Annotated in this window: 17 protein-coding genes; 8 read left to right on the top strand and 9 right to left on the bottom strand. The window is 72.3% G+C overall.

Annotation, left to right across the window (positions count from 1 at the left end; all coding sequences use genetic code 11):
• The first annotated feature begins 97 nt into the window (after window positions 1-97).
• Both ABD831_RS15600 and ABD831_RS15595 read left to right on the top strand, forming a co-directional pair.
• Window positions 98-1,240, top strand: a complete 1,143-nt coding sequence (locus ABD831_RS15600; RefSeq protein ID WP_344948561.1) for a hypothetical protein — start codon at window positions 98-100, stop codon at window positions 1,238-1,240.
• An 8-nt stretch (window positions 1,241-1,248) separates the two neighbouring features.
• Complete coding sequence (locus tag ABD831_RS15595) at window positions 1,249-1,815, top strand: RDD family protein (RefSeq protein WP_344948558.1); 567 nt, start codon at window positions 1,249-1,251, stop codon at window positions 1,813-1,815.
• Window positions 1,816-1,821: 6 nt separating this feature from the next.
• Here the strand turns inward: ABD831_RS15595 and ABD831_RS15590 are convergent, their stop codons facing one another.
• A complete protein-coding gene (locus tag ABD831_RS15590) occupies window positions 1,822-3,396 on the bottom strand; it encodes a YhjD/YihY/BrkB family envelope integrity protein (RefSeq protein ID WP_344948555.1) in 1,575 nt (524 codons plus the stop codon).
• Between the two features lie 189 nt (window positions 3,397-3,585).
• On the opposite strand from ABD831_RS15590, the gene ABD831_RS15585 reads away from it, so the two are divergent.
• A complete protein-coding gene (locus ABD831_RS15585) occupies window positions 3,586-4,923 on the top strand; it encodes a hypothetical protein (RefSeq protein WP_344948552.1) in 1,338 nt (445 codons plus the stop codon).
• 122 nt (window positions 4,924-5,045) lie between these two features.
• Here ABD831_RS15585 and ABD831_RS15580 read toward each other — a convergent pair whose 3' ends face one another.
• From ABD831_RS15580 to ABD831_RS15545, 8 genes are all read right to left on the bottom strand, one after another.
• Window positions 5,046-5,969, bottom strand: a complete 924-nt coding sequence (locus ABD831_RS15580; RefSeq protein WP_344948549.1) for a carbon-nitrogen hydrolase family protein — start codon at window positions 5,967-5,969, stop codon at window positions 5,046-5,048.
• Window positions 5,970-5,971: 2 nt separating this feature from the next.
• Window positions 5,972-6,622 (bottom strand): SRPBCC family protein, encoded by a 651-nt coding sequence (locus ABD831_RS15575; RefSeq protein ID WP_344948546.1) that lies wholly within the window; start codon window positions 6,620-6,622, stop codon window positions 5,972-5,974.
• Complete coding sequence (gene cutA, locus ABD831_RS15570; protein WP_344948543.1) at window positions 6,619-9,051, bottom strand: aerobic carbon-monoxide dehydrogenase large subunit; 2,433 nt, start codon at window positions 9,049-9,051, stop codon at window positions 6,619-6,621. Before cutA ends, ABD831_RS15575 begins: the two co-directional genes overlap by 4 nt.
• A complete protein-coding gene (locus ABD831_RS15565) occupies window positions 9,048-9,599 on the bottom strand; it encodes a 2Fe-2S iron-sulfur cluster-binding protein (protein ID WP_142178671.1) in 552 nt (183 codons plus the stop codon). The genes cutA and ABD831_RS15565 overlap by 4 nt, the downstream gene beginning before the upstream one ends.
• Entirely contained in the window at window positions 9,592-10,476 is an 885-nt protein-coding gene (locus ABD831_RS15560) for an FAD binding domain-containing protein (protein ID WP_344948537.1), read from the bottom strand. The genes ABD831_RS15565 and ABD831_RS15560 overlap by 8 nt, the downstream gene beginning before the upstream one ends.
• Before the next feature lie 145 nt (window positions 10,477-10,621).
• Entirely contained in the window at window positions 10,622-12,118 is a 1,497-nt protein-coding gene (locus ABD831_RS15555; protein ID WP_344948534.1) for a uracil-xanthine permease family protein, read from the bottom strand.
• A gap of 199 nt (window positions 12,119-12,317) precedes the next feature.
• The gene (locus tag ABD831_RS15550) at window positions 12,318-13,280 is read right to left on the bottom strand and encodes a type IV toxin-antitoxin system AbiEi family antitoxin domain-containing protein (RefSeq protein WP_344948531.1); all 963 of its coding nucleotides are present in this window, start codon (window positions 13,278-13,280) and stop codon (window positions 12,318-12,320) included.
• A 143-nt stretch (window positions 13,281-13,423) separates the two neighbouring features.
• A complete protein-coding gene (locus ABD831_RS15545; RefSeq protein WP_344948528.1) occupies window positions 13,424-15,151 on the bottom strand; it encodes a helix-turn-helix domain-containing protein in 1,728 nt (575 codons plus the stop codon).
• Window positions 15,152-15,229: 78 nt separating this feature from the next.
• Between ABD831_RS15545 and ABD831_RS15540 the strand changes: the two genes are divergently transcribed.
• The 5 genes from ABD831_RS15540 (at window position 15,230) to ABD831_RS15520 (ending at window position 24,784) form a co-directional block, all read left to right on the top strand.
• Window positions 15,230-16,090: an oxamate carbamoyltransferase subunit AllH family protein gene (locus tag ABD831_RS15540; RefSeq protein ID WP_344948525.1), complete on the top strand. Its 861-nt coding sequence runs from the start codon at window positions 15,230-15,232 to the stop codon at window positions 16,088-16,090.
• A complete protein-coding gene (locus ABD831_RS15535) occupies window positions 16,083-19,112 on the top strand; it encodes a bifunctional FdrA/YlbE family protein (RefSeq protein ID WP_344948523.1) in 3,030 nt (1,009 codons plus the stop codon). Before ABD831_RS15540 ends, ABD831_RS15535 begins: the two co-directional genes overlap by 8 nt.
• 45 nt (window positions 19,113-19,157) lie before the next feature.
• Entirely contained in the window at window positions 19,158-20,780 is a 1,623-nt protein-coding gene (locus tag ABD831_RS15530) for a N,N-dimethylformamidase beta subunit family domain-containing protein (protein ID WP_344948520.1), read from the top strand.
• Between the two features lie 93 nt (window positions 20,781-20,873).
• The gene (locus ABD831_RS15525; RefSeq protein ID WP_344948518.1) at window positions 20,874-22,772 is read left to right on the top strand and encodes an ABC transporter transmembrane domain-containing protein; all 1,899 of its coding nucleotides are present in this window, start codon (window positions 20,874-20,876) and stop codon (window positions 22,770-22,772) included.
• A complete protein-coding gene (locus ABD831_RS15520) occupies window positions 22,769-24,784 on the top strand; it encodes an ABC transporter ATP-binding protein (RefSeq protein WP_344948516.1) in 2,016 nt (671 codons plus the stop codon). The genes ABD831_RS15525 and ABD831_RS15520 overlap by 4 nt, the downstream gene beginning before the upstream one ends.
• Window positions 24,785-24,787 lie beyond the last annotated feature (3 nt).

Here is a 24,787-nt window from a genome sequence, read left to right as displayed (position 1 = left end):
ATGCCCGGCGGGGCGAGGCGACGCATGCTGGAGGTGCAACCAGTCACAGGTGCCCGGCCCGTGCGGGCCATGGCGCCGAGGGCGATGAGGACGACGCATGGAGAGCACGGCGGCGCACGAGGCCGGGCGAGCTGGGCCGGTCACACGGTTCGAGCCCCTCGGCCCGACTGACGTCGCCGACCTGCTGCTCGGTCTGGCATCGGTCGGTGCGGCCGCCGCTGGCCGGGCCGTCGAGCGGGTCCGTGCGCCCGCGCTGTTCACGAGGGTGGTCACGGGCCTCGTCACGGGCCCTGTGTCGTCGGCTCTGGGCCGGCTGGAGGACCGGGCCGTGCACACGGACTGGTCGCAGGACGTGCTCCGGAGCGGGCGGTCGCGGCGGCGGGACCTCGACCGGCGCGCCCTGTACCTGGCTCGCCGGGTCGCGGCCGCCGTGGTCGAGGCCGTCCTCGAGCTCGTGGACGTCACCGATGTCGTCATCGACCATGTCGACCTCGACGCGGTCGTTCGCGCGGTGGACCTCGACCGGGCCGTCGAGCGGGTGGACCTCGACGCCGTGGTCCGCCGCGTCGACATCGGCGCGATCGTCGACCGGGTCGACATCGGGGCGATCATCGACCGGGTCGACGTGGATGCGGTGGTCGCTCGGGCGAATCTGGACCGTGCTGTGGCGCGGGTCGACATCGACACGATCATCGACCGGGTCGACATCGACGCCATCATCGACCGGGTCGACATCGGGGCGATCATCGACCGCGTCGACGTGGATGCGGTGGTGGCGCGGGCGGACCTGGACCGTGCTGTGGCGCGGGTCGACATCGGGGCGATCATCGACCGGGTGGACGTCGACGCCGTGGTCGCGCGGGCGGACCTGGACCGTGCTGTGGCACGCGTGGACCTGCAGCGCATCATCGACCGGATCGACGTGGACGGGGTCGTGGCGCGGGCAGACCTCGACGCGGTGGTGGCCAAGCTCGACCTCATCGAGCTGGCCGAGTACGTCGTCGAGGGGATCGACCTGCCCGGGATCATCCGCAGCTCGACGGGTTCGATGGCGTCCGAGGGGCTGCGCGAGGTCCGCAGGCAGGGCATCGGGGCGGACGAACGGGTGGCGCACGTCGTCGACCGGCTTCTCCACCGACCTGAGCGAACCCCGGGCTCGACGTTCGAGGAGGCGTCCGAAGGGTCCCGCACGCGTCACACGAACCGCCCCGGCCCGGGTGACCCCGGGCTCGTGCACTGAGGACAGCCGTGCAACAGCCGGCGCAGCCGCCTCGGAACCCGATCGCGCGGATCGCGGTGCCCCGGGTCGCGCGACCCGTCCAGGGCCACCGTGCGGGCATCGTCACGCGGTTCCTGGCCGCGGCCGTCGATGCAGCCGTCGCCGTGGTCGCGGTCGCCCTGGGGTATGCGGGCGCCGTCGCGGCCTATTTCGTGCTGGACCCGCGCACCTTCCGGTTCCCCGAGCCGGGTTTCGCCCTGCTGCTCATCGCCTTCCTCGGCTTCCTGGCCTGCTACCTCGCCCTGGCGTGGGCGACGACCGGACGCAGCTACGGGTGCCGTCTGCTCGGGCTTCGCGTGGTCGACTCGCGCGGGCGGCGCCTGCGGCCGTGGGTCGCCATTGCGCGGGCCCTGCTGTGCGTCTTCTTCCCCGTGGTGCTCCTCTGGGTGGTCGTCAGCCCGGAGAACCGGTCCGGGGCAGACGTCCTCCTGCGCTCGTCGGTGGTCTACGACTGGGCGTCCGCCTCGGAGCGGGACGACGGTCAGGCCGAGGAGGGGCGGGCGACGGACGACGGCCCCACGTCGCCCGGGGGGTGACGCGGCTCAGGTGCGGAAGTACTCCCGCAACGCCGCGTCCTGCTCGGGGGTGAGGCTCGTGTGGATCAGGGTCGGCCGGTGGGACAGGAACGCGTCGCGGACCCGGTCGACGTCCACGTCCGTCGTCATGACGAACAGGGCCGACGTGCCGGGCGTGACCTCGTCGCGGACCTGCTGGACGAACGCTTCGTTGATGCCTGCGGTGCGCAGCGAACCGCCCAGCGCTCCGGCCGCCGCGCCGACGGCCAGGCCGAGCAGGGGCGCGAAGAAGATGATGCCGAAGAGCAGCCCCCAGAAGGAGCCACCGAGTGCCCCGGTCGCTGCTCCCGTCAGGACCTGCGACGCCCGCGGCCGACGGGTCCCCACGGGCCACGTCACCACGGCTGCGTCGATGAGCCGGAGCGCGCCCTGCCGTTCCAGCTCGCCCAGGGTGCGGCTGGCCGCCTCGGCGCCGTCCTCGTCGTCGAAGCGCCAGACCGTGAGGGTGGCGATCGGCTCCGTGTCGCCGTCGCCGGAGCCGGAGCCGGAGCCCGACCCCGCTCCAGGTGCGGGGCCTCCGGTCGTGGGCCCGCGGCCCTGCCGCAGGTCGGCCACCAGACCGCGCCAGTCGGCCCGGAGCCGGGCCGGCAGCCCACGAACGGAGAAGGACCCATGTGCCTCGTCGACGGACAGGCGGTCGGGCAGCCGGGCCACGTCGCGGTAGCGGAACAGGGTGTGGTTGAGGGTCGAGGCGCCGACGAGGATGCGGGCCAGCAGGTAGCCCCAGAGCAGCAGGGTGGCGGCCGCGCCGAGCGCGCCGTAGAGCTGGGAGGAGCTGCTGATGCGGTTGACGAGGTAGAAGGCGCTGACGAGGTGCAGGACCTGGATGCCCACCCCGATGAGCAGGGCACCGGGCAGCAGGTCGGTGACCGAGGCCTGCGCGGGGCGTGGGAGCAGGCTGAGGATGAACCAGCCGAAGAGGATGTAGAGCAGGAGCATCACGAGCGTGATGACGAGCCCGATCGTGTAGGTCACCGAGCGCAGCCAGTTCGCCGCGAGGGTCAGCGCGACGGCCGGCAGCAGCAGGGCCACCACGGCTCCTGCGGCCCGCGGCGGCCGTCGCAGCCTCGAGACGGGCAGGTGCCACGCGAGGCTCGTGCCGATCCACATGGCCTTCGCCAGTCCCACCGAGGTCGAGTAGAGCGCCACGACGCCGACGAGGAGCAGGAACCACCGACCCTGATGAGCCTGCGCCGTGGCCTGGGCGATCGTCGACGCGGTGAAGCCGCCGAGTCCTGCGCCGGTCAGGCCTCGGCCCACCTCGTCGGCGTTCGAGAAGCCGAGGAGCGCCACCACGACCAGACAGGCAGGAAGCAGCCACAGGAAGAGCCGGAAGGCGAGGGCACCGGCGAGCAGGGCTCCTCCGGTGTCCCGGTCCTCTCGGAAGGCATCGGTGAGGAGCTTGATCGTGACGTGCTCCTCCCGTGCGTCGAGCAGGCGGCGACCCGCCTGGGCCTGGAGGTCCCGGCCCCGGCCGACGAGCTGCCCGGCCCGGCGCGGTCCGGCGCGAGGGCGGTCGGCATCGGGTGGCATGGCATCCATGCTCCGCCTCCGTGGGTGCGTCCACCTCATGCGCAGAGGGTGAGCAGCCAGTGCGGAAGCCTCACCCTCAGAGCATGATGACCCGCTGCCCGGACGGCGCGACGGTGGGCGTGGAGGCCTGACCCGTGGGCCGGACCAGCAGGCATGGACTCGGCCGACATGACGACCGGAGCTCTGGGAGGCGAAGCAATGACCACGGACGAACACACAGCCGTCGGCGGCGACGGAACGGGCAAGGCGCAGACGCAACCCGTGCGCACCAGGGACGTGGCGGCGCTCGAGGCCGAGATCGAGCGGCTCCGTCGTCGCAACGCCGAGCTCGAGTCACCCAGAGCGGTCCGGGCGCGGCACGCCGCGCGGACCACGGCCGTGGTCATCCTCACCATCCTCGGCGCGCTGTGCCTGACGCTCGCGGTGCCGGCCGTCTGGGCCCGCAACCAGGTCCTCGACACCGACCGCTACGTCACCAACATGGAGCCGCTGGCATCCAACCCGGACGTGCAGGCCTCCGTGGAGGCTGCGGTGAACCAGCAGATCGCCGCCCGTCTCGACATCGGAGCCTTCGTCGACCAGGCGCTCCAAGCGCTCCCACCCCAGGCCGCGCGACTCAAGGCCCCGATCGAGAGTGGAGTCTCCGGGCTCATCGGGACCGCGGTCCACAAGGCGGTGACGAGCGACGCGTTCGTCACACTGTGGACGGCCGCCAACCGGGCCGGCCACAACGCGCTCGTCAGTCTCCTGACCGGGGAGGACCAGGGCAAGGCCGTCACGGTGTCCAGCAACGGGGCGGTCATGCTCAACCTGGGCCCGATCATCGAGCAGGTGAAGGCACGGCTGGTGACGGCCGGCCTCGGGATCGCGCAGAACATCCCGACGGTCGGCGCGACGATCGAGATCGCCCGCCTCCAAGGCGTCGACCGTGCGCAACAGGTCGTGCGGTGGCTCAACACCCTGGCGAACTGGCTGCCGTGGATCGGGCTGGTCCTGCTGGCGGGCGCCGTCGCGCTGGCTCGGGGACGCCGGCGCCGCGCCCTGCTCTGGGCGGCGCTCTCGACGGCGATCGGCATGGTGTTGCTGCGCCTCGCGCTCGTCGTGCTGCGCGAGGTCTATCTCGACCAGATGCCGACCGACGTCGTGACGCCGCAGGCGTCGGCCTACATCTTCGACACGGTGACGCGGTTCCTCCGCGACGGCATCCGCCTCATCTTCATCATCGCGCTGGTCGTGGCGCTGATCGCCGTCCTGCTCGGCCAGCGGGCCCTCCTCGCCCGGGCGGGCGGCGGAGTGACCACGGCCACGCGAGGTGCTTGGGACTCGCTCCGCAACGGGCCTGTCGGCGCGGCGGTCGCCGATCACACCGCCGTGGCGGCCGGAGCGGTCGTGGCCCTCGGCGCCCTGGTCCTCGTGCTCTGGAGCAACCCCACCGGCCTCGTCGTCCTCGTGATCGCGATCATCGTGGCACTGCTCCTGGCCGCGGTGTATGCGATGTCGCACCGGAAGGTCGCTTCCGGCCTCCCCGCGGGCTGACGTCACTGCACGCGTATGCCGTCAGACGACCGTTGGTGCGCGCCGGCCGACGGCACGCGGGCCGACACGCCGCAGACGGCGGTCGACGTCGACCAATGGTCGTCGGCCGGTGGGGTGGCCCGTCAGCCGGCCTCGCCGCGGTGGATCGGGGCGTGCGGGAACGACGTCTCCGCCGGTCGCTCGAGGTCCTCGCGGTGGTTGCGGATGAGGTCGAGGTTGCGGTCGCGCAGGTGGTCGAACGCCTGACCAACGCTGGACCCCGGCGTCAGCGACGAGAGCGCCTCGGCCGGGTCCAGCCGTGCCGTGACCCAGCCCGGATGCGTCGCGGCCTTGGCCACGATGTGCCCGATCGGGGTGACGATGTGCGAGTTGCCGAAGTAGAGCACGCCTGCCGGGTCGGCGCCGACGGCGTTGGCGCCGATGACGTAGACGTGGTTGTCGTAGGCGCGGGCCCGTGACGTGAGGTCCCAGATGTCGGCCGAGCGCAGCAGTGCCGACGGCCGGCAGATGACCTCGGCGCCCTGCACCGCCTGGATGCGCGAGAGCTCGGGGTAGTCGCCGTCGAAGCAGATGATCATCCCGATGCGGCCGAGCTCGGTGTCGCACACGGTGACGGTGTCACCCGGTGTGACCCACCCGCCGCCGCTGACGATCTCGGAGCAGAACGGGTGCGTCTTGCGGTAGGTCCCGAGCAGGTCTCCCGACGGGCCGATGAGCACCGACGAGTTGTAGACGACGCCGCGCTCCGGTCCCCGCTCGTAGGTGCCGAAGCAGATGTGCACGCCGAGCTCACGGGCCACGGCCTGGATCGGCTCGATCATGGCGCCGGGCAGCTCGGTGACGAGGTCCCAGAGCTCCTCCTTGGAGCAGCCGGGGGTGAAGCCGGTGCTCGCCGTCTCTGGCAGGACGACCAGCTCGGCGCCGGTTGCCTCGACGCACCGGCGGGTCATCTCGACGCACGTGTCGAGGTTGGTGCGGATCGTCTCGGGGCTGAGCGGAGCCGGCACGGGGGCGACCTGGACGGCCGCAGCGGTGAACGCGCGCATCGTCAGCTCCTCCGTCCGATGGCCCAGCCGACGACGACGCCGACGAGGGCGACCACGCCGCCGGTGACGACGCCGAGGGCGTAGTCGCGCCCGGCGAACGGCGCTGCGGGAGCCGGCCGTCCGGCATACGACACGGGCGCAGGCGCCCCACCGGGTATGCCGGGTGCTGCCGTCGGCGCGACGGCTGCGGGAGCGCCCGGGGTGGGGACGCGGACGCCGGAGATGTCGGCGTCGACGGCCGAGAAGAACTGGCCGGCCATCTTCTTGGTGACGCCGGCGAGCATGCGCTGTCCGACTCCGCCGATGACTCCGCCGACCGAGGCGTCGGCGTCGTAGGTGAGGTCAGTGCCACCGGCGGTCGACGGCGCGAGCCGCACGACGACGTCGGCGTCGACGGTGCCCGGCGCGCCCGCACCCGAGGCCTTCATGGTGAACGACCCGGGGTGCTGCGGGTCGCGCAGCGACACCTCCCCGTCGTAGGTGCCCTTGATCGCGGCGACGCCCGCCGTGACGGTCATTGCGTAGTGGTCGGGCCCGAGCTCGGTGAGGCGCTCGCAGCCCGGCAGGCACCGCGCGAGCACGGCCGGGTCGTGGAAGGCGTCCCACACCTGCTGCGGGTCGGCCGCGAGCGTGGCGGATCCGGTGATCTTCATGCGGTCGGCTCCTTCGATGACGTGCGTGAGAGGCGGTGCAGGGAGGGGATCTCGCCGTCGGCGTGGCGGCGGCGCAGGTCCCAGAGGTCGTTGGGCGAGATCGGCATCCGGGTGATCGGGAAGCCTTCGGCGTCCTCGATGGCCGAGGCGATGACGGCCGACACGGGGATGCAGCCCGCCTCGCCGGCGCCCTTGATGCCCAACGGGTTCAGCGGGGACGGTGTCTCGAGGTGGTCGGCCTCGATGGTCGGCACCTCGGACGCGTAGGGCATGAGGAAGTCCATGAAGCTCGCGTTGAGCAGTTGACCGGACTCGTCGTAGGCCATCCGCTCGTAGAGCGCGCCGCCGACGCCCTGCGCGACGCCGCCGTGGACCTGGCCCTCGACGATCATCGGGTTGATCATCGTGCCGCAGTCGTGGATCACGCAGTAGCGCAGGATCTTGATCTCGGCCGTGACCGGGTCGGTCTCGACGACGGCCGCGTGCATGCCGTTGGCGAAGGTCGCCTGGGTGGGGGAGTAGAAGCCCTTGCCCTCGAGACCCGGCTCCTCGCCCTCGGCGACCGGAGGCTTGTCGGGGTCGAAGGTCCCGGCGAACTGCGTTGCGGCCTTTGCCGCCTCGTCGAACGCGTACCGCAGGGGGTTCGACAGCACCGACACGGTGCCCAGACTCATGGACGTCGTGGGGGCGCCCTTGACGCGCACCGTGCCGTCGACGATCTCGAGGTCGTCGGGCGACACCTCGAGCGCGTCGGCGGCGATGCGCAGCGCCTTCTCGCGCACCTGGCGGGCGCCGAGGGCGATGGCGCTGCCGCTCATGACCGCGGCTCGGGACGCGAAGGTGCCCACGGCATACGGCATCTTGCGGGTGTCGCCGGTCGTGACGAAGACGTCCTCCATGCGGACGCCGAGCTCCTGCGCGACGATCTGGGCGAAGACGGTCTCGTGTCCCTGGCCCTGCGAGGTCAGGCCTGTGGCGACGTTGACCCGGCCACTCGTCTCGACCTGGATGTGGCCGCCCTCGTAGGGGCCGACGCCGGTTCCTTCGACATAGCAGCCGATTCCGAGCCCGACCTTGCGTCCCTCGGCCTCGGCCTGGCGACGGTAGTCGGCGAAGTCGTCCCAGCCGACGAGCTGCTTGAGCTTGGCCAGGCTCGCCGGGAAGTCGCCGGAGTCGTACTTGAGCGGGCGGCCGTCCTGGAAGAGCAGGCCGTGGTCCCACGGCATCTCGCTCGGGAGGATGAAGTTGCGCGAGCGCACCTCGGTGCGGTCCAGGCCCAGCTCGTCGGCGATGGCGTCCATCGTGCGCTCCATCGCGAAGCAGCCCTGCGGGCGCCCAGCGCCACGGTACGGCGTCACGAGGACGGTGTTGGTGTAGAGCGACCAGAACTCGCACCGGTACGTGCCCGGCTTGTAGGGGCCGAGCAGCTGGGTCGAGGTGATGATCGGGACGATGATCCCGTAGGGGGTGTAGGCGCCGTTGTCGTGCCAGAGCTTCACGTCGAGCGCGAGCAGGTGGCCGTCGTCGTCGAAGCCGACCGTGACCTGCTGCAGCTGACCCCGCTCGTGCGCGGCGCTGATGAAGTGCTCGCGTCGGTCCTCGGCCCACTTGACCGGGCGGCCGACGAGCATGGCCGCCCACGGCACGAGGACCTCCTCGGGCCACGGGTGGACGATCTTGACGCCGAAGCCGCCGCCCACGTCGGGGGCGATGCACTCGACCTTCGCCAGGGGGAGGTCGAGCTTGGCGGCGACGGCAGCGCGCACGCCGGTCGAGGTCTGGGTCGAGGAGTACATCCGCAGCTCGCCGCGGTCGCGGTCCCAGCGCGCGTAGACGCCCCGGCCCTCCATCGGCATGCAGGCGCTGCGCTCGATGTCGAGGTCGAGCGTCAGGGTGTGCGGCGCGGCGGCCATCGCGGCGTCGACGTCACCGACCTCCTGGAGCATGTGGGCCGCGACGTTGCCGGGCACGTCGTCGTGGACGAGCTGCTCGCCGTCCCGGGCGGTCTCGATGCCGACGACGACGGGAAGCTGGTCGTAGGTGACGCGGATCCGCTGGCAGGCGTCCTCGGCGACGTAGCGGTCGGTCGCGACGACCATGACGACGGGCTCACCGACGTGGTTGACCTCGTCCTTGGCCAGGGCGTAGCCGGTGCGGCCGTGGGTCAGCGTCGGGTGCGGGATGAGCAGCGGCAGCGGCTCGGCGACCCTGCCCGGCAGGTCCTCGTGGACGTAGATGCCGACGACGCCCTCGACGTCGACCGCGTCGGACGCGTCGATGTCGACGATGCGGGCGTGCGCGTGCGGGCTGCGGACGAACGCTGCGGCGAGGGCGTCGTGACCGAGGTCGTCGAGGTAGCGGCCGCCACCGGTGACGAGGCGCGGGTCCTCCTTGCGCTTGATCGGCGCCCCGAACATCTGGGTCGTCATGCCTGCTCCTCGGCCGTCGGCCCGCCCGCACGCTCGGACCTGATCTCGGCGGCGCGCAGGACGCTCTTGACGATGTTCTGGTAGCCGGTGCAGCGGCACAGGTTGCCCGAGATCGCCTCTCGCGCCTGCTCGCTCGTCGGGGACGGGTTCTCCTCGAGGTAGGCCGTCACGGTGGTGAGGAAGCCCGGGGTGCAGAAGCCGCACTGCAGCCCGTGGCACTCGGCGAAGGCCTGCTGGACCGGGTTCATCGACTCACCGGTGGGGGCCACCCGGGCGTCGGGGGCCGAGCACAGGCCCTCGACCGTCGTGATGGCATGGTCCTGCGCGGTGACGGCGAACATCAGGCACGAGCGCATCGGCGCGCCGTCGACGAGGACGGTGCAGGCGCCGCACACGCCGTGCTCGCACCCGACGTGGGTGCCGGTGAGCTCGAGGTCGTGGCGGAGGAAGTCCGAGAGCAGCCGGCGGGCGGGGACGGCGGCGGAACGGCGCACCCCGTTGACCGTGACCGTCACGTCGTGGAGGGTCTCGCTGGTCGTCTCAGTCATCGGTGGCTCCTGCGCGGTCGGCGGCCTGGGGGAGGGTTCGGCGGGTCAGCTCCGTGACGAGCATGCGGCGGTAGTCGGCGCTCGCGTGGATGTCGCCCTCGGGCGCGACGTGCTCGCGCACGGCCTCGGCGGCCACGTCGACGGCGGCGTCCCAGGCGGCCGTGCCCGGCTCGACGCCTCCCAGGGCCGGCGCGAGGTCGAGGACGGTCGGCACGTCGGTGACGGACACGAACGAGGCGCGGGCCGCGGACACGACGCCGTCGGCGACGGTGACGGCGACGCCGACACCGGCCATCGCGTAGTCACCGTGGCGACGGGCCGCCTCGGTGAAGGCCGTGCCGGTGCCGGCGGGGAAACGCCCGAAACGCACCGCCACAGCGAGCTCCTCAGCCGCGAGCGAGGTCTCGAGAGCGCCGAGGAAGAAGTCGGACCAGGCGATCTCACGCGATCCGGACGGTCCCGCGACCTCGACGACCCCGTCGGTCAGGGCGAGGATCGCCGGCATCTCACCGGCCGCGTCGGCGTGCGCGATGGAGCCGACGGTGGTGCCGCGGTTGCGGATCGCAGGGTGGGCGACGTTGACGAGGGCCTGGCGGAGGAGGGGGAGCACGGCATACGCACTCTCGGAGCGCTCGAGAGCGGCGTGGCGCACGAGGGCACCGACGCGGACGGCCGCGGGCGTCACCTCGACGGTGTCGAGACCGGCGACGCGGTTGATGTCGACGAGGTGGGCCGGCGAGGCCAGCCGCATGTTGAGGATGGGGATGAGGCTCTGGCCGCCCGCGAGGACCTTGCCGTCGTGACCGACCTCGGTGAGGACGGAGACGGCCTGCTCGACGGTGAGCGGTGCGTGGTGCTCGAAGGGGGCGGGCTTCACCGAACCGATCCTGCCTTCCGACCCCCGGTGGGGACTAGTGATCGTCGTGCATGGCTGCACGTGGGCTTTTGGCAACTTCTGCCGTGAACGGCCGTGGGCCCCCGATGCGAGATCGGAGGCCCACGGGCCGGTGGTGCGTGTGGCGTCAGCGGCGGCGCAGGTCCGGTCCGCCCGGTCGGTCCTGGTAGAGGTCGTCGATGCCGTCGGCGTCGCCGTAGTCCCCTTCCCGTTCGCCGAGCGAGATCATCGTGCCCCGCGCGGCGTCGGCCCGCTCACGCAGGTCGGCCGGGGCGACGGCGCGGGCGACGTGGTAGGCGACGACGGCCACGATCGTGCCGAGCGCGATGCCGCCGAGCGTGAAGTCCGAGGTGAAGACGAGCGACACGCCGCCGATGCCGATGACGATGCCGGCCGCGATGGGCACGAGGTTGATCGGGTTGCCGAAGTCGACCCCGTTCTCCTTCCAGATCTTCGCGCCGAGCAGGCCGATCATGCCGTAGAGCACGACGGTGATGCCGCCGAGCACCCCTCCGGGCACCGAGGCGACGAGCGCCCCGAACTTCGGCGAGAGTCCGAAGACGATCGCGACGATCGCGGCGACGTAGTAGGCAGCCGTCGAGTAGACGCGGGTGGCCGCCATGACGCCGATGTTCTCGGCGTACGTCGTCGTCGGCGAGCCGCCGACCGAGCTCGCGATGACCGTGCCGATGCCGTCGGCCGCGATGGCGCGACCCATGTAGGGGTCGAGGTCCGCCTTCGTCATCTCGGCGACGGCCTTGACGTGACCGGTGTTCTCCGCGATGAGCGCGATGACCGCCGGGAGGACGAGCAGGATCGCGGCGACCGAGAACGATGGCGCGTGGATGCCGACCATGGCCTTGCCGTCAGGGCCGATCGTGCCGGTCGACGGCGGCAGGCCGAACCAGGGCTGGGCCGCGAGGTTGTCGAAGTTCGTGCGGAAGTGCGTCGTGACCTTGCCGGCACCGGCGTCGAAGGAGGTGATCTGTCCGAACATCTTGTCGAAGAGCCACGAGATGATGTAGCCGAAGACCAGCGCGAGGAAGACCGCGATGCGCGAGGCGAAGCCCTTGAAGGCGACCGCGCAGATGATCGTGAAGGTCATGACGAGCAGCGCCACCCACTGGTCCTGCGGCCAGTAGATGCTGGCGACGACCGGCGCGAGGTTGAAGCCGATGAGCATGACGACCGCGCCCGTCACGACCGGCGGGAGCACCTTGTGCAGCACCGCGGACCCGGCGAAGTGGATCGCCACACCGACGAGCGCGAGCACGACGCCGGCGACGAGGATCGCGCCCGTCACCTCCTGGGACGTGCCCCCCTGGGCCCGGATGGCGGCCACGGCACCGACGAAGCTCGCCGACGTGCCGAGGTAGCTCGGGACCTTCCCGTTGACGATGAGCAGGAAGCAGATCGTCGCGATCCCGCTCATCATGATCGCGAGCTGGGGGTTGAGACCCATGACCAGCGGGAAGACGAAGGTCGCCCCGAACATCGCGACGACGTGCTGCGCACCCAGTCCGACCGTCTTGCCCCACGACAGCCGTTCGTCAGGGGCCACGACGTCGTCGGGGCCCATCGTCTTGCCGTCCCCGTGCAGTTTCCAGCCCAAGCCCAAAGCCATTCCGACTCCTATGGTTGCCACATTCGGTGATGTGGGTCACGTCCCACTCCGGGATGGCCGAAAACTACTCCCACCTCAGGGGATTGCGTTCGTCAAACGTTGATACACGCCGACGGAGCCCCTCTGGCATGTCATGACGTATGCCGTGTGGTCCCTCCCGGCGGGTCCCAGCGGTCCCGGCGTGGAAGGTCGAACCCCGTCAGCGGGGTGTGTTGTTCCACATGGGCGAGCGCTCGTCGATGGTGCAGGCGGGCCCGCACGACCGCGGACGGCCGTGCCAGCCGCGGTCACAGAGCACGTGGGCAACTTCGCCGGCGAGCATGCAGGCGGTCGGCACGAGGTCAGTCCAGTAGCACCTGAGGGTGACGCGTCCCGAGGCCAGGCTTCGCCGGTCGCGCCGACCGTCACGCTGCACCTCGGCCCACGTCGAGTGCCCCAGCCTCCCGTCGATCTCCACGACGATGCCCCACTCGTACTCGACGTCGCGCCGGCCGGCTCGTCCGTAGGGCGTCTGGTGGCGGCCGCGGGGAAGGCCGTGGGCTCGCTCCACGTCCTGGACGTAACGTCGCTCGGCCGGGCTCTCGCACCCGTCGGCCACATCGGTGAGGACTTCGAGGAGGAGGCTCCTGTCACGCTGTCGCGGTCGCTGCAGCACGGCATGCCGAAGCCTTTCTGAGGTCGTCAGCTCGAGTCCGATGGCTTTCGCCGCAAGGGCGACCGCGCGGTCGGAGCCGCGACTCGCCCCGAGGTCGAGCACCGTGTGCTCGACCGTCGTGCGGTGTGGCCAAGCGAGGGGGTCGACCCGCTCGGAGGCGTGTCGACTGCGGACCACGACGACGCCGCTCACGGGCCGGACTCGACGCGCGGCCGGCACGACGACGTGGATCGCGTCGGGAGCCTGCCGGACGAGGCCCCACGCGTAGGCGGCGCTGATCCCGCACAACGATGACCCGTCCCCTGCATGCAGCAGGGCTGCCACCGCTTGGGTCTCCCAACCATCCCTGCCCGGCATCGTCTGGTAGACGCCCGGGTGCACGACCTGCCACCTGCCGCGGCTGAGCCGCCACTGGACTGCCTTCGGGGTGAGGCCGCCCGCGAGCGCCTGGGCGCGGCTCAGCAGGCCGGACTGACCGGCGGCCCTGGCTCGGAGGAGCGCATCCATCCCCGGATCGTCGTCGGATCAGGTTCTTGTCGGCGCCGACCCTCCACAGGGGCGGAGGTCTGTGGAAGGTGACTACCCCCGTGAGGGGGTGCGATGTTCCACGAACTGGGCGACACGGCATACGCGATCGCTGGGCGAACAGGTCAGATGCCGCGCATCTGGTGGATCTTGAGCGCGAGGGCGAGCGTCAGGCGCAGGTCGGGGTCGGTCGTGAAGGGGCCGAGGATCTTCTCGAGCTTGCCGATGCGGTAGCGCAGCGTGTTGTAGTGGAAGAAGAGAAGGCGCGCGGTCTCGGCGACGTTCATGTTCGTGTCGATGAGGATGCTCAGGGTCTGGCGCAGGCCGGCGTACTCGGGAGAGTCGTCGGTGGCGAGCTCGCGCAGCGACTCGGTGACGAAGCGGCGAAGGTCCGCGCCGTCGGGGATGAGGGCCAGCAGGCGGTAGATGCCGAGGCCGTCGACGTGGGTCAGGGCGCCGTCGCCGTGCATCTGGCGGCCGACCGTGACCGCCGAGAGGGCCTCGTCGTAGGCGTGGGGCAGGCCGGCGACGGACCTGATCGGCCGCGACACCCCGGCCGAGAACGACCTGCGGCCACCGCCGCCGTCGCCGCGCACGACGCGGACGTACTCGCCGACGATCCGCATCACCTGGTCGGTCTCGGCCTCCGCCGGGACACCGATCAGCGCGACGACCTCCCGGCTGAATCCCATGACGGGAGAACGGGAGTCGCGCACGGCCACGGCGTGCGTCCACGCGCGGGCGAACCGCTGCTGGAGGAAGCGAACCTCGTCGGCGTCCCGGCTGGAGCGGTCGTCGTCCTCGTCGGTCTCGGCCACGACGACGACCATGGGCCGGTCGATGTCCCAGCCGAGCGAGCTCGCGTGGGCGACGGCGTCGACGGGGGAGCCGGCGCGTCCGGCCAGGGCGTCGCGGAGGAACTCGGCGCGGTACTTGCTCTCGACGGCCGAGACGGCCTGGTCCTTGGTGATGGCGAGGGCCGCGACGGTCGCCGCGCGCTCGAGCAGGCGCACGTCGTCGACGGTCAGGTGCCGGTGGCTGCAGAAGGCCATGAGCACGCCGTGGTCCAGGTGCCCCGCCACGATGCGCACGGCGGAGCGGTTGGCCGTGGGGCCGTCGGGCCGCGGGCCCATCGGCTCGGCCTCGGTGAGCAGCCGGCCGGTGCGGTCGAAGCACTCGAGCGACAGCGCGTGGTCGAGCTCGCGCTGCGACCCGGCTCGGGCGATGACGCGTCCGTCGGTCGTCGTCACCATCGCGGCGCCGTCGAGGAAGCCGACGACCTGCTCGCAGAGGTCGTCGAGCGAACCGCCGGCGAGGACGATCTGCACGAGCGCGCGGTCGGCGTCCTCGAGCCTGCGCAGGATGGCGGTCTGGTGCTCGAGGATGGCGCTCAGCACCTCGGTGGTGAAGGTGGCGATGTGGTCGAGCGGCACGTCGATGAGGGGGAGACCGGTCGACTCCGCCGCGGCCACGAGGGCTGCCAGCACGGTGCCGCTCGTCCCCGACACGACGAGCCCGGCGGCGCCCGCGGCGTCGAGGGCAGCCACGACCTCGCGCAGGGTGGCAGCGTCGCCGTCCTGGTCCGCCAGCGCCGCCGCGTCGGCGAGCACGAGCCGGTGGGTCAGCCGAGCCCCGCCGGCCGCGTCGCGCAGGGCCGACCGGAGCTGCGTCGTGCTGTCGACGCTGACGTCGAGGCGACGGGCGTCGGCGCGGACGACGCCGTGGGCGGTGGCGGCCAGTCCCGCGATCAGCCGCAGCGAGATGCCGGACACCTCGGGCTCGGGGTCGACGACGCGCCCCGCGGCTGGCAAGTCACCCTCGGGGAGAGGCGGATCGTTGGCAACTTTCACCATGAGCGCACCATACCCAGCGTCGGTAGCGTCACCGCAACGGTCCGCGTCTGAGGTCGCGGTGACACAGCGGAGGTGCGGATGGGCGACGGTCTCGACCTGATGCTGCTGCCGGGCGCCGTGTCGCCGCTCGTCGCCGCTGAGGTGGCCGGTGGGCTCCGGCGCTGCCGGGTGCTCGCCGCCTTCCCGACGTGCCTCTACCTCGACCTCGGCGCGCACGAACGCGTCCTCGCCGTGCTCGCCTCCGACGCGGTCGCCCTGCCCATCGGCGTGCGGCTCGCCCTGCCGTCGACCGAGGTCCGCTGGGGCGTCGAGCCGGGCGACCGCGTCGTCGTCGGGGAGGGGCGCGTCCGCCTGCCGCGGGCCGACGTGGTCGCCGCCCGGTTGCTGCGACCGGCGCGAGTGCGTCCGGCGCCGCGCGGGTGTGTCGGCGCTGACGCGCTCCCCGAGCCCGGGGTGCTGGGTGACCTCGCCCACGACCTGACGGCCGCGGCGCTCGCCGGTTGGTCGGTCGAACCGGGCGTCCGTGGCCTCATCGGTGTCGGGCGCGGCCTGACCCCGAGCGGCGACGACGCCTTGTGCGGCGTCCTGCTCACCCTCGCCGCCGTCGACCGGCCCGAGTCCCGCAGCGCGCTGTCGTCGGTCCGCACCGCCGTGCGGGGCGTGCTGCCGCGGACGACGAGCCTGTCCGCGGCCCTGCTCGTCGCCGCCGGGACGGGGTATGCCGTCCCGGACGTCGCGCGCCTCGTGACCCTCGTCGCCGGGCCCGTCGGGCCGTCTGGCGCCCCGAGCGACCTCCTCGACCTCGTCGACCGGGTGCTCGCCATCGGGCACTCCTCCGGTCGCGACCTGCTGTCCGGCGTCAGCGGTGCCCTGCGTGCCGTCGACGCCCATCCGTCCGTCCCCCGACCCACATCCCACGAAGGAGCCCACCGTGGCTGACCACGTCGAGCTGAGAACCGGCGCCTACCTCGACTCCGTGACCCTGATGCAGGTGTCGCGGACCGTCGCCGCCGCCCCCGGGGTCGAGGCCGCCCAGGTCGCGATGGCGACCGAGCTGAACCTCGACGTGATCCGCAGCATGGGTTTCGAGGTGCCCCCGTCGTCGCCCAACGACCTCGTGGTCGCGATCCGCGGCGACGAGGCCGGTGTCGCGGCCGGTCAGGCGGCGCTGGAAACCGCACTCACCCAGAGCCATTCTGCTGCAGGCGGTTCCGGCGGCCTGGGCGAGGCGCCCGCCGCCCGGACCCTCGGCGGCGCGATCCGCCTCTCAGGTGCCGACCTGGCGCTCGTGTCGGTCCCCGGCGAGCACGCCGTCGCAGAGGCGCTCGACGCCGTCCGGGCCGGGGTGTCGGTCATGGTCTTCTCCGACAACGTCCCGGTCGAGGACGAGGTCCGCCTCAAGGATGCCGCCGCCGACGCCGACGTGCTCGTCATGGGACCCGACTGCGGGACCGCGGTGGTCGGCGGTGTCGCGCTGGGCTTCGCCAACGTCGTGCAGGTCGGCTCGGTCGGCCTCGTCGCAGCGTCGGGCACCGGGGCGCAGCAGGTCATGTGCCTGCTCGACGCCGCCGGCGTCGGGATCAGCCACTGCCTCGGGGTCGGCGGCCGCGACCTGTCGTCCGCCGTCGCCGCCCGCTCGACCAAGCAGGCGCTCGCCGCACTCGCGGCGGACCCGGAGACGACCTCGATCATCGTCGTCTCCAAGCCCCCGGCAGCAGAGGTGCTCGCCGACCTGGAGTCGTATGCCGCCTCGCTCGGCAAGCCGGTCCACTGGGCCACGCTGGGGGCGGGCCGTCCCGACCTGACGGCGGCGGTCGAGTCGGCCCTGGCCGCCACCGGTCAGCCGGTGCCGGAGCACTGGCCGTCCTGGGGCCCGGGCAGCTCCGCCGAGGAGTCGTCCGAGCTCGAGCCTGCTGCCAGAGGCGCTGCTGCCAGAGGCGCTGCGGCGCAGGGGAGCTCGCTGCGCGGCCTCTTCTGCGGCGGCACGCTCGCCGACGAGGCGATGCTCGTGGCCGGTGAGGTCGTCGGTGACATCCGGTCCAACATCCCGTTGCGCCCCGAGCTTGCGCTGGGCCCCGACCTGCGCGACGCCGGGCACGTCGTCATCGACTTCGGCGACGACGCCATGACGCAGGGCCGCGCCCACCCGATGATCGACCCGTCGCTGCGTCTCGAGCGGATCGCGGTGGAGGCCGCCGACCCGAGCTGCGGCGTCCTGCTGCTCGACCTCGTGCTCGGTCACGGCGCGCACGCCGACCCGGCTCCCGAGCTGGCTGCGGCCATCCGCGCGGCGCTCGCGACCGCAGCCGCCGACGGGCGCCACCTCGACGTCGTCGTGTCGCTGACGGGTTCGGCGGGTGACCCCCAGGGTCTGCAGCCCAGCGCCGGCCTGCTCGTCCAGGCGGGTGCCCACGTCCAGCTCTCCAACGCCGAGGCGACGCGCGAGGCCCTGCGCCTGCTCGGCCACGACGTGGCAGCACCCGTGCGCCCGACGGGCGGCACGGCATACGCGAGCGAGCCGCGGGACGGCGGCGACGCTGGTGCCGAGCCACTGCGCGGACTGCTCGAAAGGGACATCTCGGTCGCGGCAGCAGGTGTCTCGCTCTTCTCGGACGCCCTTCGGGCGCAAGCGGTCTCGGTGACCGAGGCCGCCTGGCAGCCGCCGATGCCGGGCACGGCCGGGGACCTCCGTCAGGTCCTCGCCGACGCGCGCCGGGACGCCGCCAACGCCGAGGCGCTGCGCCGGATGACCGCTTCCGGCGCCGACCTCGTCGACGTGCGCCCGGCCCACGAGGCACTGGGACTCGAGCGGGGCACCTTCCTGCACGCCGGGCCGCCGATCGAGTTCGCCCGCGCCTCAGGGCCGCTCAAGGGTGCGCTGATCGGCGCGATGCTCTTCGAGGGCCTCGCCGACACCGCCGAGGAGGCGGAGGCGAAGCTCGAGCGTGGCGACGGCATCACGCTGGAGCCGTGCCACCACCGCGACGCCGTCGGCCCGATGGCGGGCGTCATCAGCCCCTCGATGTGGGTCTACGAGCTGCGCGACGAGGTGCACGACAACACGTCGTGGTGCTCGCTCAACGAGGGGCTCGGGAAGGTGCTTCGCTACGGCGCCTACGGTCCCGAGGTCATCGACCGGCTGCGGTGGATGAACACGATCCTCGGGCCGATCCTCCAGCAGGCCGTCCGGGCCCGCGTCGAGCAGGGCTCGATCGACGTCAAGACGATCATCGCCCAGATGCTCCAGATGGGCGACGAGGGGCACAACCGCAACCGCGCCGGCTCGCTCATGCTGCTCCGCGAGCTGCTGCCGACGATGATCACGGCAGACGCACCGTCGAGCGACATCGCTGAGGCCGTGCGGTTCTCGGGGGCCAACGAGCACTTCTTCCTCAACCTCGGCATGCCGGCGTGCAAGCTGAGCACCCTTGCCGCGCATGGCATCCCGGGATCGTCAGTGGTCACGACCATGGCCCGCAACGGCACCGACTTCGGCATCCGCGTGTCGGGCACGGGCGACGAGTGGTTCACCGGGCCGGCCAACACCCCCGAGGGTCTCTTCCTCGGCTCCTACGGACCGGACGACGCGAACCCCGACATCGGCGACTCGGCGATCACCGAGACGGCCGGCATCGGTGGCTTCGCGATGGCGGCTGCACCGGCGATCGTGAAGTTCGTCGGCGGTGACGTGCCGTTCGCGCTGCGCGCCACGCAGACGATGTACGAGATCACGGTGGGGGAGCACACGGCCTACCAGGTGCCCATCCTCGAGTTCCGGGGAACGCCCACCGGCATCGACGTCGCCGCAGTCGCGCGCACCGGCATCCTGCCCCAGATCAACACCGGCATGGCCGGACGGGTCGCGGGCACCGGACAGGTCGGGGCCGGCCTCGTGACGCCGCCCGAGCAGTGCTTCACCCAGGCCCTCGCCGCGTTGGCCCGGGCGGCAGGAGCTCACTGAGCGCGTGCGGGCTGCGCTCAGAGACCCCTCCTAGGCTCTCGGGTCATGGGGGAGACGAGCGAAGCGTGGCGGCTGTCGAGGCGAGCCCTCCTGACGGGTGCAGGGGCGCTGGCGCTGGGGGCGTGCACCGGTGGCTCGACGCAGCCGTCACCGGTGGCGTCCACGAGGACGTCGCCCGCCACGCCGTCGACGTCCACGCAGTCCGTCCCCGACCCGTCTGCGACCACCGGGTCGACGTCCGGCGGCCCCGGCTGGGTGCGCGCCGAGAACAGGCACCCGGGCACCACGGCGTGGCGGATCGACAAGGCTCACCTCGCCTCGGAGACCGAGCTCGCCGGCTACACCGACACGGACAGCGTGCTGTCGGGCGAGCCCTTCGGGCTGCACCTCAGCTCGGAGCTGGGCGCCGTGACGGTTCGGGCCTATCGGCTCGGCCACTACGGCGGCAGCGGAGCCCGTGAGGTCTGGGTATCCGGCAAGGTCGCGGTGACCAGACAGCCGGGTCCGCGCACCGATGCGTTGCACACGGTGCGCTGCGACTGGCCGGAGTCGTTGCGCATCCGCACGACGGGGTGGCCCGAGGGCAGCTACCTGCTGCGACTGCAGGCCGGGGCGCGCGCCAGGTACGTGCCGATGGTGGTCCGGTCCCGCACGACGGCCGGCCGCCTCGTGCTCGTCTCGGCGGTGGCCACCCACCAGGCCTACAACCAGTGGGGCGGCTACTCCCTCTACAAGGGACCCGACAAGCAGGCCGGCCGGGCCAGCGCCGTGAGCTTCGAGCGGCCCTACGACCGCAACGGCGCGCCGCTCGTGCTCGCCTACGAGCAGGGACCGATCCTCATGGCCGAGAGCCTCGACGCCCCTGACCTGGATCTCGCCTACGTCACCTCGTGGGACCTGCACCGCGAGCCTGACCTGCTCGCCGGCGCGCGGGGCGTGGTCTCGCCCGGACACGACGAGTACTGGACGGTGCCCATGCGCCGGCACGTCGAGGCAGCGAGGGACGCCGGCACGAATCTCGCCTTCCTCGGCGCCAACGCCGTCTACTGGCGCGCCCGCTTCTCGGGCGACGGCCGGCTCCTCACCTGCTACAAGTCGAGGACGGGCGACCCCGTCCACGGCGACGAGACCACGGTGCAGTGGCGGCAGGCGCCACGTCCCGACCCCGAGAACTCGCTGACCGGCATGCTCTATGAAGCGTTCCCGGCCGAGGCCGACCTCGTGGTGCATGATCCCGGCTTCTTCCTCCTCGCCGGGACGGGAGCACGACGAGGCGACAGGTATGCCGGTCTCGTCGGCACCGAGATCGACCGGGCCTACCCCCTGCCGGGCACGCCGGCAAACGTGCAGGTGGTTGCGCACTCGCCCGTGCCGCAGTTCCAGAGGTCCGACACGCACTCCGACATGACCTACTACTCGACCACCGGCGGCGCCGGTGTCTTCTCGGTCGGCTCCATGGCGTGGACGGCCGGACTCAGGGGGGCGCGGGCCCGGAAGCGCATCGACGAACGTGCCGCCACCTTCGCTCAGACGCTGACGCGCAACCTGTTCCGTGCCATGGCCGAAGGACCGATGGGCCGGACACACGCGGCCCACGGCAACCTCTCGAGCATCGGCGCCTCACCCAGCACGCGCAGCGGGACGGGCGGACCCGTGTCGCCCGGCTAGAGCGGCTGCACCTCCGGCGGGGGTCTGCTGTGCGCGTGGCGCGCCGAAAATGGGTGGGGTCGTGTCGGTGTGCCCGCCTAGGGTGGACAGGCCATGCGAGACTTCCCGCCCCAGATCAGGGCCTACACCGACCGCGGCGCCGACGCGCCCGACACCCGCTCGCCGCGGGCCTTCCTCTGGTGGATGGTGCGGCAGAACGGCAGCCTGTTCTGGGCCGGTCTGCTCGTCGCCCTCATCTGGATGGTGCCGCAGACCGTGGGGCCCTGGATGGTGGGTCGGGCCATCGACACCGGCATCGTCGCGGGCGACTCGGCGGCGACGGCGCAGTGGGTGCTGGCCCTTGCTGTCGTGACGGTGTTCGGCGCGGCGAGCGGCATCGCCTTCCACACGGTCATCGTGCGGGAGTGGCTGATCGCCCTCTACGGCACGACGATGCTCGTCACCCGCAAGGCGCTCCAGCTCGGTCACGTGCTGACCCGGCGCACGCCGACGGGTGAGGTGCTCTCGGTCTCGGGCAGCGACGGCGACCAGTTCGGCGCGCTCATGGAGATCACGACCCGCGCGATCTCGCAGCTGGCCGCCTACCTCGTCGTGGCCGCCATCGTGCTCAGCACGTCGGTGCGCATGGGTGTGCTCGTGCTCGTGTCGGCCCCCTTGCTCGTGCTGCTCGGCACGCCGCTGCTGCGCCCGATGCAGCGCTGGCAGGGGGTCGAGCGCTCGCGCAACTCCGAGCTGACGTCGATGGCGACCGACATCGTCGGCGGCCTGCGCATCCTGCGCGGCATCGGCGGCGAGGAGACGTTCGGCGGCAACTACGCCGGGCAGTCCCAGCGCGTGCGCCAGTCCGGGGTCTCGGCCGGACGCTGGCTCGCCGCCGTCGAGTCCGTCGGCGTGCTGCTCTCGGGTGGCTTCGTCGTGGCCCTCATGTGGCTCGGCACGCGGGAGGTCGCCCAGGGCCGCCTCACCGTCGGGCAGCTCGTCAGCTTCCTCGGCTACGGCCTCTTCCTCATCCAGCCGATGCGCACCTTCGTCGAGTTCGCCCAGAAGTGGACCCGCTCGGTCGTCTCGGCGCGCAAGGCGGTCGCAGTCTTCTCGCAGCGCCCGCCGTGGGTGCACCCGGACGAGCCGGCCACGCTCGACACCGGCGCCGAGATCGTCGACCGCGAGTCCGGGGCGAGCATCCGGCCGGGCATCCTGACGATGGTCGTCTCGGCGGTGCCCGACGACTCCGCCGCGCTCGCCGACCGCCTCGGCCGCTACCTGCCGAGCGAGGAGGGCGCGCTCGTCAGCGACGAGATCCCCGAGGACATGAAGGGTCGGGCGGCACGACGTGAGCGCTCGGCGCGGGCCCGTGCCCGGGAGGAGCAGGCCCACCGCGACGAGGAGCGCGCCCGCCAGCCGTGGGGAGTCACCGTCGGCGGGGTCGACCTCTCGCGTGTCGAGCTCGATGACGTACGCCGTCACATCCTCGTCAGCGACACCTCACCGCAGGTGTTCGCGGGGACGCTGCGCGCCGCCGTCGACCCGCTGGGTCGGCTGACCCGCGAGCAGGCCGAGCGAGCGCTCTACACGGCCGCAGCCGACGACGTCTTCGACGCGCTGCCCGGGGGGTGGCAGGGCGAGCTGGAGGAGCGCGGTCGCGGACTCTCGGGCGGTCAGCGCCAGCGGCTCGTGCTGATGCGCGCGCTCGCCGCCGACCCCGACATCCTCGTCCTCGTCGAGCCCACGTCCGCCGTCGACGCCCACACCGAGGCCCGTATCGCCGCTCGCCTCGGAGAGCACCGCGCCGGACGCACCACGGTCGTCATGACCGCCTCACCGCTCCTGCTGCACCACGCCGACGAGATCATCCTGCTCGAGTCCGGCGTCGCCACGGCCCGGGGACGGCACGCCAACCTGCTGACGGACTCGGCCGCCTACCGCTCGGTGGTCGTGCGCGGCGGCGACGCCGACCCGTCCGTCCTCTCGCACCTCTCGGAGGAGTCACGATGAGCCGCGCCGACAGCACGGTCGCCACGGACGCCACCTCACCGACCACCGCGACCCCCGGCTGGGTCTCCCTGCTGCCGGACGAGTTGGCAGCCGAGTCGGCGCGCACGTGGGACGCCGCCACCCAGGCGCCGGCGGTGCCTGAGGAGCTTCGTCCGCCCGAGTCCGCCTCGGTGGGTGAGCGCCTCAGCGCGCTGCGCCGCCGGCACCTGCTGCGTGAGCGCCGGGCGCAGGAGTTCGTCGCCGACACGATGAACGCCCGCACCGGCCTGCCCATCGCCGACAACCGCCGCGTCGTGCGCTTCCTCGGCGGGCTGCTCTCCCAGGAGCGGATGCTCGTCGTCGCCGTGATCGTCGCCAACGCGCTGGCCGCGACCGCGGGCCTGCTCGTCCCGCGGCTGCTCGGCGAGCTCGTCGACTCGACCGTGGCCGACGTGCAGGCAGGCCGGGTCGACGCGGCCCTGGCGGGGGCCAACTCCGCGGCGCTCGTCGTCGCCGGCCTCGTCATCGTCCAGAGCGCCTTCACGCTCGCCGCGAAGTTCTCCTCGACGGTGCTGGGCCAGAGCGTCCTCGCCACCGCGCGCGAGTACATCGTCCGGGCGATCCTGCGGCTGCCGCTGTCCCGCGTCGAGAGCGCGAGCTCCGGTGACCTCGTCACGCGGGTCACCCGTGACGTCGGCACGATGAGCGAGAGCGTGCGCTGGGCCCTGCCCGAGGCGATCGTCGCGAGCATCACGGTCGTGCTGACGCTCGTCGCGATGGTGAGCAACTCGACGCTGCTCTCGCTCCCGTCGATCGTGCTCATGGGCCTGGCGCTCTTCCAGGTGCGCCGCTACCTCGCACGCGCGCCGAAGGGCTACCTCACCGAGGGCGGCACCTACTCGCGCATCAACACCACGCTCACCGAGACGGTCGAGGGCGCCCGCACGGTCGAGGCGCTCGGGCTCTCGGGGCACCGGCTGCGCCGCGGTGACGACGACATCGAGGTCTCGGGACAGGCCGAGCGCTACACCATGACGCTGCGCAACCTGCTCTTCGTCGTCATGGACATCGCCTTCAGCCTGCCGCGGGTGCTCGTGCTCCTGTTCGGAGCGATCGGGTATGCCGAGGGCTGGGCGTCGCTCGGACAGATCACGACCGCGATCCTCTACACCGAGGCGCTCTGGGGCCCGTTCGACATGCTCGTGCACACCGTCGACCGCGTGCAGGTCGGCATCGCCTCGACGACCCGCCTGCTCGGCATCGCGACGGTTGAGCCCGACCGCGAGGCCGGCGACAGGCGCCCGACCGGGCCCGAGCTCGTGGGAACCGACCTGCGCTACGCCTACCGCGCCGGCCACGACGTGCTGCACGGGATCGACCTCGACCTCAGCACCGGTGAGCGTCTCGCCATCGTGGGCCCCAGCGGCTCCGGCAAGTCGACCCTCGGGCGCCTGCTCTCGGGCATCCACGGTCCGCGCACCGGGTCCGTCACGGTCGGGGGCGTCGAGCTGACGTCCCTGCCGCTCGACGCGCTGCGCACCGAGGTCGCGCTCGTGACGCAGGAGCACCACGTCTTCATCGGCTCGGTGCGCGACAACGTCGTGCTCGCGCGCGAGGGCTCGAGCGACGACGAGGTCCGCGAGGCCCTGCGCGCCGTCGACGCCCTCGACTGGGTCGAGCGGCTGCCCGAGGGGCTCGACACCAAGCTCGGGTCGGGCCACCAGGTGCTGACGCCGGGTCGCGCGCAGCAGATCGCACTCGCCCGGCTCATCCTCGCCGACCCGCACACGATCGTCCTCGACGAGGCGACCTCGCTCATCGACCCGCGCACGGCGCGTCATCTCGAGGGCTCGATGAACGCCCTGCTCACCGGCCGCACCGTGGTCGCCATCGCGCACCGCCTGCACACGGCGCACGACGCCGACCGCATCGCCGTCGTCATCGACGGCCGCGTCGCCGAGCTCGGCAGCCACGACGAGCTCGTCGAGCGGGACGGGGAGTACGCCGCGCTCTGGCGTGCATGGACCTCCTGACGA

It is taken from the genome of Terrabacter ginsenosidimutans (assembly GCF_039539425.1).
Taxonomy (GTDB): Bacteria; Actinomycetota; Actinomycetes; order Actinomycetales; family Dermatophilaceae; genus Terrabacter; species Terrabacter ginsenosidimutans.
This window is presented reverse-complemented; position numbering and strand designations above follow the sequence as displayed.